17 protein-coding genes are annotated in these 15,015 nt (G+C 63.5%); 7 read left to right on the top strand and 10 right to left on the bottom strand.

Features of this window, described 5'->3' with window-relative positions; genetic code table 11:
- Positions 1-3: 3 nt before the first annotated feature.
- The 10 genes from I2488_RS16415 to ffh form a co-directional block, all read right to left on the bottom strand.
- Positions 4-1,029, bottom strand: a complete 1,026-nt coding sequence (locus I2488_RS16415; RefSeq protein ID WP_196276891.1) for an aspartate-semialdehyde dehydrogenase — start codon at positions 1,027-1,029, stop codon at positions 4-6.
- 105 nt (positions 1,030-1,134) lie between these two features.
- Positions 1,135-3,393, bottom strand: coding sequence for a S9 family peptidase (locus tag I2488_RS16410; RefSeq protein WP_196276890.1), 2,259 nt, complete (start codon positions 3,391-3,393; stop codon positions 1,135-1,137).
- 152 nt (positions 3,394-3,545) lie between these two features.
- Positions 3,546-3,914: a 50S ribosomal protein L19 gene (rplS, locus tag I2488_RS16405; protein WP_011445066.1), complete on the bottom strand. Its 369-nt coding sequence runs from the start codon at positions 3,912-3,914 to the stop codon at positions 3,546-3,548.
- A 2-nt stretch (positions 3,915-3,916) separates the two neighbouring features.
- On the bottom strand, positions 3,917-4,771 hold the full coding sequence (gene trmD / locus I2488_RS16400; protein ID WP_196276889.1) for a tRNA (guanosine(37)-N1)-methyltransferase TrmD: 855 nt from the start codon (positions 4,769-4,771) through the stop codon (positions 3,917-3,919).
- On the bottom strand, positions 4,768-5,046 hold the full coding sequence (locus tag I2488_RS16395) for a hypothetical protein (protein WP_196276888.1): 279 nt from the start codon (positions 5,044-5,046) through the stop codon (positions 4,768-4,770). Before I2488_RS16395 ends, trmD begins: the two co-directional genes overlap by 4 nt.
- On the bottom strand, positions 5,046-5,420 hold the full coding sequence (locus I2488_RS16390) for a type II toxin-antitoxin system VapC family toxin (protein WP_196276887.1): 375 nt from the start codon (positions 5,418-5,420) through the stop codon (positions 5,046-5,048). The genes I2488_RS16395 and I2488_RS16390 overlap by 1 nt, the downstream gene beginning before the upstream one ends.
- A complete protein-coding gene (locus I2488_RS16385; RefSeq protein ID WP_196276886.1) occupies positions 5,417-5,710 on the bottom strand; it encodes an AbrB/MazE/SpoVT family DNA-binding domain-containing protein in 294 nt (97 codons plus the stop codon). The genes I2488_RS16390 and I2488_RS16385 overlap by 4 nt, the downstream gene beginning before the upstream one ends.
- A 30-nt stretch (positions 5,711-5,740) precedes the next feature.
- On the bottom strand, positions 5,741-6,226 hold the full coding sequence (gene rimM / locus I2488_RS16380) for a ribosome maturation factor RimM (RefSeq protein ID WP_196276885.1): 486 nt from the start codon (positions 6,224-6,226) through the stop codon (positions 5,741-5,743).
- Between the two features lie 2 nt (positions 6,227-6,228).
- The gene (gene rpsP, locus I2488_RS16375; RefSeq protein WP_196276884.1) at positions 6,229-6,657 is read right to left on the bottom strand and encodes a 30S ribosomal protein S16; all 429 of its coding nucleotides are present in this window, start codon (positions 6,655-6,657) and stop codon (positions 6,229-6,231) included.
- Between the two features lie 45 nt (positions 6,658-6,702).
- Positions 6,703-8,190, bottom strand: coding sequence for a signal recognition particle protein (gene ffh / locus I2488_RS16370; RefSeq protein WP_196276883.1), 1,488 nt, complete (start codon positions 8,188-8,190; stop codon positions 6,703-6,705).
- 333 nt (positions 8,191-8,523) lie between these two features.
- On the opposite strand from ffh, the gene I2488_RS16365 reads away from it, so the two are divergent.
- The 7 genes from I2488_RS16365 to I2488_RS16335 all read left to right on the top strand — a co-directional run bounded on the left by I2488_RS16365 (position 8,524) and on the right by I2488_RS16335 (position 14,993).
- Positions 8,524-10,188, top strand: coding sequence for a putative bifunctional diguanylate cyclase/phosphodiesterase (locus tag I2488_RS16365; RefSeq protein ID WP_196276882.1), 1,665 nt, complete (start codon positions 8,524-8,526; stop codon positions 10,186-10,188).
- 68 nt (positions 10,189-10,256) lie between these two features.
- A complete protein-coding gene (dapF, locus tag I2488_RS16360) occupies positions 10,257-11,066 on the top strand; it encodes a diaminopimelate epimerase (RefSeq protein ID WP_196276881.1) in 810 nt (269 codons plus the stop codon).
- The gene (locus I2488_RS16355; RefSeq protein WP_196276880.1) at positions 11,063-12,235 is read left to right on the top strand and encodes a MiaB/RimO family radical SAM methylthiotransferase; all 1,173 of its coding nucleotides are present in this window, start codon (positions 11,063-11,065) and stop codon (positions 12,233-12,235) included. Before dapF ends, I2488_RS16355 begins: the two co-directional genes overlap by 4 nt.
- The gene (gene ftsY, locus I2488_RS16350; protein WP_196276879.1) at positions 12,232-13,170 is read left to right on the top strand and encodes a signal recognition particle-docking protein FtsY; all 939 of its coding nucleotides are present in this window, start codon (positions 12,232-12,234) and stop codon (positions 13,168-13,170) included. Before I2488_RS16355 ends, ftsY begins: the two co-directional genes overlap by 4 nt.
- Positions 13,167-13,811, top strand: a complete 645-nt coding sequence (locus tag I2488_RS16345; protein ID WP_196276878.1) for a septation protein IspZ — start codon at positions 13,167-13,169, stop codon at positions 13,809-13,811. Before ftsY ends, I2488_RS16345 begins: the two co-directional genes overlap by 4 nt.
- A 139-nt stretch (positions 13,812-13,950) precedes the next feature.
- Positions 13,951-14,538, top strand: coding sequence for a urate hydroxylase PuuD (locus I2488_RS16340; protein WP_196276877.1), 588 nt, complete (start codon positions 13,951-13,953; stop codon positions 14,536-14,538).
- Positions 14,539-14,687: 149 nt separating this feature from the next.
- Entirely contained in the window at positions 14,688-14,993 is a 306-nt protein-coding gene (locus tag I2488_RS16335) for a hypothetical protein (RefSeq protein ID WP_196276876.1), read from the top strand.
- Positions 14,994-15,015 lie beyond the last annotated feature (22 nt).

The following is a 15,015-nucleotide window of genomic DNA, read 5'->3' as shown; positions in this document are numbered from 1 at the left end:
CGATCAGCCCTTCTTGAGGTGGCGACGGCCGAGCAGCTCGGCGATCTGCACCGCGTTCAGTGCCGCGCCCTTGCGCAGGTTGTCCGAAACGCACCAGATGTTCAGGCCGTTGTCGATGGTCGAATCCTCGCGGACGCGCGATACGAAGGTGGCGAAATCGCCGACGCATTCGACGGGCGTCACGTATCCGCCGTTCTCGCGCTTGTCGATCAGCATCACGCCTGGCGCCTCGCGCAGGATGTTCTGGGCTTTTTCGGCCGAGATCTCGTTTTCGAACTCGATGTTGAGCGATTCCGAGTGACCGATGAACACCGGCACGCGCACGCAGGTGGCCGTGACCTTGACCTTGGGATCGAGGATCTTCTTGGTCTCGGCGACCATCTTCCACTCTTCCTTGGTCGAACCATCGTCAAGGAAGACGTCGATGTGCGGGATCACGTTGAAGGCGATCTGCTTGGTGAACTTCTTGGGCTCGACCGGATCGCCGACGAAGATCGCGCGGCTCTGCTCGAACAACTCGTCCATGCCTTCCTTGCCTGCGCCCGAAACCGACTGGTAGGTCGAGACGACGACACGCTTGATCTTGGCCGCGTCATGGAGGGGCTTCAGGGCCACGACCATCTGCGCGGTCGAGCAGTTCGGGTTGGCGATGATGTTCTTCGCGGTGTAGCCGTCGATGGCGTCCGGGTTCACTTCGGGCACGATCAGCGGCACGTCCGGGTCCATGCGATAGAGCGACGAGTTGTCGATCACCACGCAACCCTGCGATGCGGCGCGCGGCGCATGGATCTGGGTCGGGCCCGAACCCGCTGCAAACAGGGCAATGTCCCAGCCGGTGAAATCGAAGTTGTCGACGTTCTGGACTTTGAGCATCTTGCCGGTCTCGCCGAACTCGATCTCGGTGCCCTGCGAGCGCGACGATGCCAGTGCCGCGATCTCGTCGCAGGGAAACTCGCGCTCGGCCAGAATGTTGAGCATCTCGCGGCCCACATTCCCCGTCGCACCGACCACTACAACCCGGTAACCCATTTCCATTCCCTTCCTGCGGCCCGCCCTTCAACAGCGGACGGGCCTGTCCCTAGCGGCTGGTTCCGACCAGCCAAGTGTTTTGGGCTTTAGGCCCATGAAGTGAGGCTACTTGCCACTCCCCGCGCCATTACGGTCAAGGAAGCGGAAAATCGTCTCGTACAAGTGCTGGCTCACCTTCGGCCCGCTGATGCGGTGGGTGTAGCCGGGGTAGAGCATCATCTCGAACGGCACCGCCTCGGCCTGCATCTTGGCGATGATGGCCGAAGCATTCTCGAACACCACGTTGTCGTCGGCCATGCCATGGATGATCAGCAGCGGATCGCTGATCTTCTTGGTATCGGCCAGCGCGTTCGACTTCTCGTAGACCTCAGGCAGCTTGCCCGGATCGCCGAGGTAACGCTCGGTATAGGTCGTGTCGTACATCTGCCACTTGGTCACCGGCGCCACGGCGATGCCTGCTGCGTACGCGCCCGGATTGGCTTCGAGCATCTTGATCGACATATAGCCGCCATAGGACCAGCCGAAGGTGCTGATCTTGTCGGCATCGACAAAGCTCTGCTTCTTGAGCCAATTGGCGCCTGCCAGCTGGTCCTCGACCTCGACCGAACCCATCGCATGATGCAGCGCAGAGGCGAATTTCACGCCGCGGTTCTCCGACCCGCGATTGTCGATCGCGAAGTAGATGTAGCCCTTGTCAACGATGGCCTGCGCCAGCGCGCCCTGGAAGCCCTTGCTCACCACCTGCGCGGTCGGCCCGCCATAGTGGTAGGTGAACACCGGGTACTTCTTACCAGGCTCCAGCGGCGGGGTGATCATCATGTAATGCAGCGGCGTGCCATCGGCGGCCGGGATCGTCCCGAACTGCGCCGGGCGATGGCTGGCAAGGTAAGGCGCATAGGGGTGCGCCCCCGCAACCTTGTTCTCCTCGATCCACGCCAGCCGCTTGCCGGTGGTGTCGGCGATATAGGATTGCGCTGGCTGCGCATCGGACGAACGCGTGATCATCAGCGTCTGCCCGCTCTTGTCCATTCCCGCACCGTTGACCCAGCCCAGCTCGGTCAGCCGCGTCAGCTTGCCCGGTGCCTTGAGGTCCATCGCGTAGACCTGTTGCGCCAGCACGTCGTCCTTGGTGCCGGTGAGGTAGAGCTTGCCACCCTTCTCGTCGACGCCGACAAGGCCGGTGACGACCCACTCACCCTTGGTAAGCTGGCTCCACTTGCCCTTGCTGAAGCGGTAGAGATGCCCGAACCCGTCGCGCTGTGACCACCACACCAAGCTGCCGTCCGAAAGGAAGCGATAGCTGTCCGACAGATCGATCCAGTGCTTGTCCGCTGCCTTCTCGCTGAACAGCACGCTCGACTTGCCGGTCATCGGATCGACCTTGAGCATGTCGAGCACGGTCTGCTCGCGGTTCATGCGCTGGACGTAAAGCGTCTTGCCATCGGGCGCCCAGTCGACGCGGGCGAGGTAGATATCCTTGTTCGCGCCAAGATCCACCTGCACGCGGTTCGAACCGTCCGGCCCCATCACGTAGAGCGAGACTTCGGCATTCGGCGTCCCCGCCGCAGGATAGCGCTGGTCGAAGGTCTTGGTGCCTTCCGCACCGATCGCCGCACGCGTCACCACGCCGACCATGCTCTCGTCAAACCGCTCGACCGCGATACGGCTCTCGTCTGGCGACCACCAGAAGCCGTTGAAGCGGTTCATTTCCTCCTGCGCGACGAACTCGGCCTCACCCCAGTGGACCTCGGCGTTAGTCTCCTCCGGCGTGATCGCTTGCGCCGCAGCGCCGGTCACCGGCCCTGCCCACAGGCGGCGGTCACGCACGAAGGCGATGTGCTCGCCCTTGGGCCCCAGCTTGGGCGTCAGTTCGCCGCCCTTGGTGCCCTCAACCTTGCGCACCGAACCATCGAGACCGGCCAGCAGCAGATCACCGTCCACCGGCACCAGCACCGACTTGCTGTCCGCGCTCCACTCGTAGGAAACGATGCCCTTGAGATCGCCGATGCGCTGGCGCTCGCGCTGCATCTTCTCGGCCTCGCTCAACTGGCGACCGGAGGAGAGCTTGAGCGAATCCAACAGCATCTTCCATTCGCCGGTCTGGCGGTCGAAGCCCCACAGGTCGTAGCGCTCACGGTCGTCGGCGCGGTTGCGCAGCAGCGTCAGGTAGCGGCCATCGGGCGACAGCTTCACTGCGCGCGGCGCCGGGCCATTGAGGCTCGGGCTGGCGAAAACGCGCTCGAACGTCAGGCTCTTGGCTTCGGCAGGCGCTGTGGCAGTCATCGGTGATCCCTGTTGGGCAAGCGCAGGCGCGGCGACAAAGGCGGAAAGCGCGCAGGCGGCGAGCAGGCGGAAATGACGCATGGGTTTTCGGTATCCTCTGGCCCGGCTTGCCGCCGGGGCATGTTTGCGATGCGCCTAAGTGGCCCGAAATGGTTGCGCTTGAAAGCAGAAAAGGCGCCCTGGCCTTGAGCCAGGACGCCTTTCTCAACACGTTAACCGTGCTACGGCGTTGCTCAGGCCTTGGTGACCTTACGCTCGGCAATACGCGCCGATTTGCCGGTGCGGCCGCGAAGGTAGTAGAGCTTCGCACGACGCACGACACCACGGCGCACCACGGTAATCGAATCGATGTTGGGCGAGTAGAGCGGGAACACGCGCTCCACGCCTTCGCCGAACGAAATCTTGCGAACGGTGAAGTTCGAGCCGAGGCCACGGTTCGAGCGCGCGATGCACACGCCTTCGTAGGCCTGGACGCGGGTACGCTCGCCTTCGACGACGCGCACGCCGACGCGGACGGTGTCGCCAGCGCGGAAGTCCGGAATTTCCTTCTTCGCCTTGAATTCGGCGATGGCTTCAGCTTCAAGCTGCTGAATCAGGTTCATTTTCAATCGTCCTGCACTTCACGCTGCGCGCCAGAGGCAGACTGGACCCGAACGCCGATGTGGCGCTCCCAAAGGTCCGGCCTGCGTAACCGTGTATCGATCTCGGACTGTGACTTGCGCCAAGCCGCGATCTTCGCATGATCCCCCGATCGCAGCACTTCAGGGATCGTGCGCCCTTCCCACTCAGCAGGTCGGGTGTAGTGCGGGTATTCAAGGAGGCCGTTCTCGAACGACTCCTCATGCCCGCTAGAAGCCGCGCCCATTACGCCGGGAAGCAGCCGAATGCAAGCGTCGAGCAGCATCAGCGCGGCGCATTCCCCGCCCGACAGAACGATGTCGCCGACCGAGACTTCCTCGACGTTGCGGCCCTCGAAAATCCGCTCGTCAAATCCCTCGAAACGTCCGCAGACGAGGATCACGCCGGGGCCTGCCGCCAGTTCCCGCACGCGGGCTTGCGTCAGCGGCTTGCCCCGAGGCGTCATTGCAATCACCGGCCGTAAAACCTCCCCGGAACAACGGGGAGGGGGACCATCCGCAGGATGGTGGAGGGGTATCGCGTCATCACCGACCCCTCCACCACTGCCTTCGGCAGCGGTCCCCCTCCCCGTTCCGGGGAGGTCCTTACTACGCGCATGATCAATCGCCTTGGCCAACACATCCACCCGCAACACCATCCCCGCCCCGCCACCGGCCGGCGTGTCGTCCACGGTCTTGTGCTTGTCGATGGCAAAGTCCCGGATCTGCACCGCATCCATCGCCCACGTCCCTTCGCGCAACGCACGCCCTGCAAGGCTGACGCCCAGTGGGCCGGGGAACATCTCAGGGTAAAGGGTGAGGACTGTGGCGGCGAAGGTCATCGCGGTGCCCTAGCAGAGACAGCATACCAAATCAGGCCGCCAATTATCCCCAATCCAAGCGCAATAGTGAGGAACATGGCGATCAAGGCAAATCCCCAGCCTGACCCCGGACTGTTGAAAGTCATCCACCAGGCAAATCCAGGTAGCGGTAAGACCGCCAGCAGCACCCAGACGGTTCGAACGAGCATGGGCCTGCGCCTACTTAAAAAGAATCGCGTCGCTACTGCTGCAAGAAACATCAGCCCAATGAAGGCAATCGAGAAAACGGAAATCATCAAACCGTCCAGTTCTCAACCACCAACCCCGGCACATCCCGGAAGTCCGCCTCGTTGTCCGTCACCACGATCAACCCGTGCGACAGTGCATGCGCGGCGATCAGGCGGTCATAGCTAGCCAGCTTGAACGGCACCTTGGCATAGACTTTGGCGGCCTTGTCATCAAACGGAAGCACCGGAATTTCTTCAGCCAGCAAGGCCAGAACGGCAAGCGGGGGAGGCTTGCCGCGCTCAGACCCGTGGAGCACTTCTGCAAAGACGATTGCGGACGTCACGATGTCGCCCTCGTCGCACTGCCCGGCGCGCGAGATGATCCGCTCGTCAGCATCCAGGCCAATTGCGATCAGGGCATTGCTATCAAGAAGGTACTTCATTCGTCAGGCATGTGCTTGGCCCGCCATTCTGGATTTTCCCAAGGCAGCGGACGATACTCGAACACCCGGTCTTCCGGTTCGATGCGCTTCAACCCCGAGCCAATGGCACAGCCACGCACCTTCTCGATATTGAACTTGCGCTTGGCCTTCGGCTTTGGCCGAAGCACAAGATCGCCGTCCTTTTCCTCGACGATCCACTCGCGATCAGGCTCCACACCCAATGCCGCCGGAATGCGGATCGCAACCGAGTTTCCGGACTTGAAGCTCTTTGCAGTATGCTCGACGCCCATCACGGCCTCCGTATATACGCGATGTATATACTACTCGGCCCAACCAGCCTCAATCACAATCCGCTCGTCAGTCCATTCCGGAACGGCTTGCGCCTTCATCGGCACCATGAACTTCTTGCCGTCGGGCTTGCGGATCTCGATCACGTCGCCGGCACCGAAGTTCTCGACCGCAATGCATTCGCCCAGCGCCTCGCCCTCGGTCGAAACCGCAGGCAGGCCGATCAGGTCGGCATGGTAGTACTCGCCCTCGGGCAGGACGGGCATCTCGGAGCGCCGCACGGTCAGTGCCGTGCCCCGCAACTTCTCCGCCGCCGTGCGATCGGGCACTTCGGCAAAGCGGGCAATTGCCCCGCCCTTGCCGTCGTCCTTGATCTTCACCACGGTCAACGCAGAATCGTTGAAGGCGCGGTAGCGCTTCAGCGCCACCACGCCTTCACCGAACAGCTTCAAGCGGACCTCGCCCGCCACTCCATGCGCGCCGGTGATGGCGGCGAGCGTGACGGGCTGGTCGCGCAAGATCAGGCTTCCGTCTGCTCTTCAGCAGCAGCTTCGGCAGCCGGAGCTTCCTCGGCCGGAGCAGCCGATGCGGCAGCAGCGGCTTCAGCAGCTTCACGGGCCTTCTCGGCCTTTTCCTCGGCGCGCTCCTGCGCCTTCTTGCCGGGCACGCCAGCCTGCGGGTTGTTGGTGGGCTTGCGCTCCTTGATCCCGGCCTTGTCGAGCATGCGGGCAACGCGGTCGGTCGGCTGGGCGCCAACGCCGATCCAGTAACGCACGCGGTCTTCGACCAGACGCACGCGGTTCTCGTCGTCTTTGGCGAGCAGCGGGTTGTAGGTGCCAACCTGCTCGAGGTACTTGCCGTCACGCGGGGCGCGGCTGTTGGAAACGACGATCTTGTAGTACGGGCGCTTCTTCGAACCACCGCGCGAGAGACGCATAGAAACGGACATCTGGATTACCTTTCAATCAAACTGGAAAAACGGAAAAACGCGAAATCACTTCTTCTTGAGCAGGTCGCCGAGATTGCCCGGCAAGCCGCCCGAACCAAGACCGGGCAGGCCGCCGCCGCCCAGACCGCCCCCAAGACCACCAAGCCCACCGGCCCCCATCTGCTGGTCCAGCCCCGGCATCGCGGCGCCAAGGCCACCCTTGCCGAACAGCGCGCCCAGGCCCTTGATGCCGCCCATCTTCTTGATCTGTTTCATGGCCTTGGCCATTTCCTGGTGCATCTTCAGAAGCTTGTTGACGTCCTGCACCTGCGTGCCGGAACCCTTGGCCACACGGATCTTGCGCTTGGCGTTGAGCAGTTCGGGCTTCTCGCGCTCCTTCGGCGTCATCGAACCGATGATCGCGTCCATGCGCAGCAGCACCTTGTCGTCCATGCCAGACTGCGCCATCGCTGCCTTGGCCTTCTTCATGCCCGGCATCATGCCCGCCAGCACGCCAAGGCCACCCATGTTCTGCATCTGCCGCAGCTGGGTGCGCAGGTCGTTCATGTCGAACTGACCCTTGGCCATGCGCTGGGCGAGCTTTTCGGCGTCTTCCGCCTGGATCGTCGCCGCCGCCTTCTCGACGATGGAGACGATGTCGCCCATGCCGAGGATGCGGCCAGCAACGCGCTCCGGGTGGAACGGCTCGATCGCATCGAGCTTTTCGCCGGTTGCGGCAAACTTGATCGGCTTGCCGGTAACCGCACGCATCGAAAGCGCCGCACCACCGCGCGCATCGCCGTCCATGCGGGTGAGGATCACGCCGGTAAGGTCGACCTCGCCCGAGAACGACTGCGCGACGTTGACTGCGTCCTGACCGGTCAGCGAGTCGACGACGAGCAGCGTTTCCTTTGGCACCGAGACGGCGGCAACCGCCTTCATCTCGTCCATCAGCGCCTGATCGACGTGGAGACGGCCCGCGGTGTCGAGCAGCAGCACGTCCACCGCCTGCAGCTTGGCCGCATTCACCGCGCGGGTGGCGATGTCGACCGGCTGCTGGCCCTGAATAATCGGCAGCGTGGCAACGCCCGCCTGCTCGCCCAGAACGCGAAGCTGTTCCTGCGCCGCCGGACGGTTGACGTCCAGCGAGGCCATCAGGACCTTCTTGCCCTGCTTTTCCTTCAGCAGCTTGCCGATCTTGGCAGTGCTGGTGGTCTTGCCCGAGCCCTGCAGGCCGACCATCATGATCACGACCGGCGGTGCGGCGTTCAGATCGAGTTCGGCGGTGCCGCCGCCAAGCATTTCGACCAGCGCATCGTTGACGATCTTGACGACTTGCTGGCCGGGCGTGACCGACTTCAGGACCGACTGGCCGACGGCCTGCTCCGAAACCTGATCGACAAAGCGGCGGACGACAGGAAGCGCAACGTCAGCCTCGAGCAGCGCGATGCGCACTTCGCGCATGGCGGCAAGGACGTCTTCCTCACGCAGCGCGCCGCGGCCGCGCAGGCGATCGAAGACGCCTCCAAGCCGGTCTGAAAGACTGTCGAACACGCGCAATTCCCATCATCATGCCCTTGATCGGGAACCACTTTCGCGTAACGCGAAAAACGCCGGTGGGCGAAACCTCGCCGACCAGCGTGTGGCATCCTGAACAGGGGCCGTTGTCGAATCCGCAAGACGCCATGGCGCTTGCAGGCCCGCCCCTTAGCCCCGCTTTGCCGCCAAGGCAAGCAACTTGGGCCGGGGCTATCGCTTCGGACCGCGGGTCATCCCGGCGAATACCGCAATCTTAACCAAAACTTCAGGACGTTACCTTACCTCCTGATCCGGGCACTTGGCTGCATGCGGGATCGCAAGGGCAAAAGCAGGGGCGAAGGCGGGGGTATGGCGACAACGCCGATCAGTTTCGAAGCACCCGAGGAAGCCGTTCCTGAGGCGGGACGGCGCGGCGAGCACGACGTTGTCGGCCTCGGCATCATCATCGCCGCTGTCCTCCTGTTCGTGGCAAACGGCTCGTCCGTCCTTCACGATTTCGTGCGTTCGCTGATGACCGGCGTCCGCCCGCAGGATCCGATGCTCGGAACTGCGCTGATCCTCAACATTGCCCTGCTCCTGTTTGGATGGCGCCGATATGTCGATCTCACCCGCGAGGTCGGGCAGCGCCGCGTGGCCGAGGAAATGGCGCACAAGCTTGCCCATACCGACCCGCTGACCGGCTGCCTCAACCGGCGCAGCATCGGCCCTGCCCTGCAGGAGATGATCTGCACCGCACGCGCCACCGGCCACGAAGTCGTCGCCATGATGATGGATCTCGACAACTTCAAGCGCTCGAACGATGCCCACGGCCATCAGGCCGGGGATGCCGTTCTGCTGCAGACGGCCCAGCGCATTCGCGCGCTTCTGCCCGATCGGTCGATCATGGCGCGTCTTGGCGGCGACGAGTTCGCCTTTGCCGCGATCTACGATCCCGATCATGTCGAAGCGATCGACCGCCTGATGATGCGCCTCAATGATTCGGTCGCGCGTCCGCTGGAAATCGACGGGCTGGTCCTTGAAGTCACCGCCTCGATCGGTCTCGCCAACACCGTGCCGAGCGATACGGGTGACGCCGCCGCTCTGGCAGAACTGCTGCTGCACCGTGCCGACCTTGCCATGTACCAGGCCAAGAAAGCGGGGCGGAATCGCTACTTCTGGTTCGAGCAGAACATGGAAAGCGAACTGCGCTTTCGGAGCGAACTCGAACGCGGCATTCGCGAAGGCATTCCGCGCGGCGAATTCGTGCCGTACTACGAAAAGCAGGTCGATCTCGACACCGGCAAGCTGACCGGGTTTGAAATGCTCGCCCGCTGGAAAAGCCCCCGGCACGGCCTGCTCAGCCCCGAACTGTTCATTCCCATCGCCGAGGAAATCGGCCTGATCTCCGAACTTTCGGAAAGCCTGATCAGACAAGCCCTTCGCGATGCCCGCGACTGGGATCCGCGCCTGACACTCTCGGTCAATATCTCGCCGCTGCAGCTGCGCGATCCGTGGTTTGCCCAAAAGCTTCTGAAGCTGCTGGTGGAAGCGAACTTCCCGCCGCACCGTCTCGACATCGAGATCACCGAGACCTGCCTGCACGAGAACATCGGCGTGGTCCGCACCCTTATCACCAGCCTGAAGAACCAGGGCATCCGCATCAGCCTCGACGATTTCGGCACCGGCTATTCGTCGCTCGCCCAGCTGCGCACACTGCCGTTCGACCAGATCAAGATCGACCGCTTCTTTGTCTCGACGCTCGGCAAGAGCAAGGACAGCGGCACGATCATCGAGGCGATTTCCTCGCTCGGCAAGGGCATGGACCTGCCGATCACCGCCGAGGGCATCGAAAGCCCCGAAGTGCTCGACGAATTAGGCAAGTACGGCTCGTTCAAGGGCCAGGGCTATCTCTACGGCCAGCCCGAAGACGCGGAGTCGGTGCGTGCCATGTTGGCCAACAGCAACCTGCTGCCCAGGGCTCCGGTTGCTCCGGCCGCTGAGCCGGTCGAATTGCCCCGCTCAGCCACGGCCTGAAGCGCCCGAAACGCCCGAAACGCCCGAAAAGATTGCCAGAGCGCGCGGCAATCCCTAAGTCGCGCGCCATGCGCATTCCCTTCCGCAAGATGCATGGCCTCGGCAACGATTTCGTGGTGATCGACGCGCGCGAGACGCCGGTCGCCATGACCACGCGCCGCGCCGCCGCGCTGGCGGACCGCCGCACCGGGGTGGGGTGCGACCAGTTGATCGTGCTCGAACCCTCGGCTGTCGCCGACGTGCGGATGCGCATCTTCAACAACGATGGCGGCGAGGTCGAGGCTTGCGGCAACGCCAGCCGGGCTGTTGGACTTCTCCTCGGCGGGACGAATTCGATCGAGACGCTGGGTGGCCTGATCCGCTCCGAGGCCGGCCAGGATGGCGTCACCGTGGACATGGGCCTGCCCCGCTTTGGCTGGCAGGAGATACCCCTGAGTTATGCCATGGATACCCTGGAGTTGCCGCTTGGCTGGGAAGAGTTGGAAAATCCCCTCGGCGTCAATGTCGGCAATCCCCACGCGGTGTTTTTCGTGCCCGATGCCGATGCGGTAGAGCTCGAAAGACTGGGTCCGATCATTGAAAACGATGCAGTTTTTCCCGAGCGCGTGAACGTCAATGTGGCCAGCGTGGTCGGCCCTGACCACCTCAAGCTGCGCGTGTGGGAGCGCGGCGCCGGTCTGACCCGCGCTTGCGGCACCGGCGCCTGTGCTACCGCCGTCGCCGCGATGCGCCGCAAGCTGACCGGTCGCAACGTCCGCGTCGACCTGCCCGGCGGCCCCCTTACCATCGCCTGGCCCGAAGGCGGCTCGATCAAGATGACCGGCCCTGCCGCGCTTAGCTTCGAAGGCTCGTTCGAGGACGCCGATTTCCCCGCATGAGCGGACAGGTCGTCTCCCTCGGCTGCCGCCTCAACATTGCCGAAAGCGAGGCGATCAGCGGGTTTCTCGCCGATGGCCCGCCGACCGTTGTGGTCAATTCCTGCGCCGTTACGGCTGAAGCCGTGCGCCAATCACGACGCGCCGTGCGCAGGCTGCGCCGGGAAAATCCCGAGGCGCGGCTTGTGGTTACGGGCTGTGCGGCAACAATCGAGCAGAACGCCTTTGCCGCAATGGCCGAGGTGGATGCGGTGGTGCCGAATGCGGAAAAGCTGAAGCCCGAGGTCTGGACAAAAACCCCCGTCCCCCCGGCGCGAGCGTTGAAAGGCAAGCACACCCGCGCCTTCGTGCCGGTGCAGAACGGCTGCGATCACGCGTGCACTTTCTGCATCATCCCGCAAGGCCGGGGAACCAGCGTTTCGCTTGAAACCGCAGACGTGATCGAAACCATCGCGCGGCATGAAAGCGTCAACGAAGTCGTGCTGACGGGCGTCGACGTAACTTCATGGGGAGCAGACCTGCCGGGCGCGCCAAGCCTCGGAGATCTCGTCGCCGCGATCCTCCGCGCCTTCCCCGCCCTGCCCCGCCTGCGCCTGTCCTCGCTCGATGGCGTGGAGATCGACCCGCTGTTGTTCGAACTGATCACGCAGGAGCCGCGGGTAATGCCGCATGTCCATCTCTCGCTGCAGTCGGGCAACGACATGGTGCTCAAGCGGATGAAGCGGCGGCACTCGCGGCGGGACGCTGTCGAGCTGGTGAACCGGATGAAGACCGCGCGGCCCGACATCGCCATCGGTGCCGATCTGATCGCCGGTTTCCCGACTGAGACGCCCGAGATGCACGCCGACAACGTCTCGATCGTGCGCGAATGTGCGGTCGTCCACGGCCACGTCTTCCCTTACTCCCCCCGCCCCGGCACACCCGCGGCGAGGATGCCCCAAGTCGATCCGATGCTCGTCAAGGAACGCGCGGCGGAAGTGCGGACCGAAGTGGCCACGCAGCGGAGCATTTGGCTGCAATCACTGCTCGGCACCCCTGCGCAAGTCCTTGCCGAGCGCGACGGAACCGGCCATGCGGGACACTTTGCGACCTACCGCGTTCCGGAAGGCACTCCCGTCGGAAGCCTTGTCACGGTAACGCCGACCAAGATTGTTGAAGGAATACTGGAATGAGTGCCGAAGCCGCCAGCTCCAGCTGGTCCGACCGCATCCTCGGCGGATTCCGCAAGACGTCCGAGCGCCTTGCCGAGAACCTCGGCGGTATCGTCGGCAGCAGCCGTCTGAGCGACGCACAGCTCGATGATATCGAAGATGCGCTGATCCTGTCGGACCTCGGCCCGCGTGCCGCCGCCCGCATCCGCGAGAGGCTGAAGGGTGCCCGCTTCGAAAACGGCGTCGACGAGCAGGGCCTCAAGGAAGCAGTGGCCGAAGAGATTGCCGCGATCCTGCGCCCGGTGGCCAAGCCACTCGAAATCGTGGCCTTTCCGCGCCCTCAGGTCATTCTCGTGATCGGCGTCAACGGCTCGGGCAAGACCACGACCATCGCCAAGCTGGCACACCTGTTCCAGGAGCAGGACTACGGGGTGATGCTGGCTGCGGGCGATACCTTCCGCGCCGCCGCAATCGGCCAACTCAAGGTCTGGGCCGATCGCCTCGGCGTGCCGATCGTCACCGGCCCCGAGGGCGGCGATCCGGCCTCGATCGTGTTTGACGCGGTCAAGGCGGCGACGGATACCGGCATCGACACGCTGATTGTCGACACCGCCGGACGCCTGCAGAACAAGCGCGAGCTGATGGACGAGCTGGCCAAGGTCCGCCGCGTGCTCGGTCGCCTCAATCCCGAAGCCCCGCATGACGTGGTGCTGGTGCTCGATGCCACCAACGGGCAGAATGCGCTGCAGCAGATCGAGATCTTCAAGGAAGTGGCAGGCGTGACCGGCCTCATCATGACCAAGCTGGACGGCACCGCGCGCGGCGGCGTGCTGGTGGCAGCCGCCGAACAGTACGGCCTGCCGATCCATGCCATCGGCGTTGGCGAAAAGATCGATGATCTGCGCCCCTTCGACCCGGATCTGGTCGCCAAGGTCATCGCAGGAGTGTTCCGGTGAGCGAGCCGCAGAAGAAGCAGAAGTCCTCGTGGGTCAACCTTGCGGTCGACTATGGCCCGCTGCTGGTGTTCTTCCTCGCCTATCGCCACTACACCCCGCAGGATGCGGACGCCGCATTCGGATCGGTCGTCGCCGTCACCAAGGGCACGATCGCCTTCATGATCGCGACCGTCGTCGCGCTGATCGTGTCGAAGTTGCGCCTGGGGCGCATCTCTCCGATGCTCTGGCTCTCCACGGTGCTGATTGTCGGCTTCGGGACATTGACGGTGCTGCTGGGCGATCCTTTCTGGATCCAGGTCAAGCCGACCGCGATCTACCTGCTCTTCGCCCTTGTCCTGTTCGCAGGCCTCGCCAAAGGCAAGCCGATGCTGCGCTACCTGCTCGAGGCTGCCTTTGATGGGCTCAACGACCAAGGGTGGCTCAAGCTGTCGCGCAACTGGGCGTTCTTCTTCCTGTTTCTGGCCGGGCTGAACGAGGTGCTGCGCCACGTCCTGACCTTCGATGGCTGGCTTCAGGCAAAGCTCTGGGGCGTGACGACGCTGTCGTTCCTGTTCACCTTCGCGCAGATTCCGATGCTGATGAAGCACGGGCTGGCCGTGGAGGAGCAGACCGAGGTCGAACAGAACCCGCCGCACGATTGACGCCAGCGGCCGCTCGGCGCGTCCCGAGCCCACCCCTATTTTCATGTGACTTTTGCGTCACGCTGCCTAATATGCGCCGCAACCGTGGGGGCATGGTCGTGCCCCTGCCATATGACGGTTGCACATAGGGGGAAATCTCATGGCCAAGTTCTTTGGCAATCTTCATCTTGTTCTCGTTGTCGGTCTCGTCGCTGCCATTGCGGTGATGGTGGGCTATGGCGCCAACCCGGACTACGGCCTCGAAGTCACGACCAGCGCCGTTTTCCGCTGGCTGCATGTCTTCTTCGGCGTGCTGTGGATCGGCCTGCTCTACTATCTGAACTTCGTGCAGGTGCCGACCATGCCGAAGATCCCGGCCGAGCAGAAGGGCGCAATCACCGGGCACATCGCGCCGAAGGTGTTCTTCTTCTTCCGCTATGCCGCCCTGCTGACGGTTGTCACCGGTCTGGTGATCGCAACGGTTGACGGTTACGCCCACGAAGCGATGACCTTCTCCGTACCCGGCAAGGTCTCGCTGATCGGCCTCGGCATGTGGATGGCGCTGATCATGGCCTTCAACGTCTGGTTCATCATCTGGCCGGCGCAGAAGAAGATCCTCGGCATCGTCGAGGCTTCGGCTGAGGAAAAGGCTGCCGCCGCGCCGCGCGCCCTTGCCGCCAGCCGCACCAACCTGCTGCTGTCGCTGCCGATGCTGTACTGCATGGTTTCGGCCAACGTCACCGGCTGACCCGATCACCTTCAAGGTGCTTTGCAAAGGGGGCGCGGCAACTTCGGTTGCTGCGCCCTTTTTCTGCGACGGGATACTAAAGCGTACTCGGGCGTTGCCCCTTCAACCCGCTTTGCGGGTGCGACACATCAAGGGGAGTATTCCACCACATGCGCAAGTTCACCATCCTCGCTGCCGCCGCAGCCACCGCCCTGACCCTTTCCGCCTGCTCGGAAAAGACCCAGGACGCTGCGGAAACGACTGCTGAATCCGCCGGCAACGATGTTGCCAACGCAGCAGACAAGGCTGCCGCCGCCACCGACGAACTGGGCGACAAGGCTGCGGCGGCGGTCGACGATGCTGCAGCCAAGACCGACGAGATGGCCGACAAGGCAGCTGCAAAGACCAAGCAGGAAGCAGCCGAAGCCGAAGCCAGCCTTCACAACGAATCGGTTGCCGAAGCGAAGAAGGACTGAGGCATGTTGCCGGAGCGGTTCG

The organism is Novosphingobium jiangmenense (assembly GCF_015694345.1).
GTDB classification, from domain to species: domain Bacteria; phylum Pseudomonadota; class Alphaproteobacteria; order Sphingomonadales; family Sphingomonadaceae; genus Novosphingobium; species Novosphingobium jiangmenense.
This window is presented reverse-complemented; position numbering and strand designations above follow the sequence as displayed.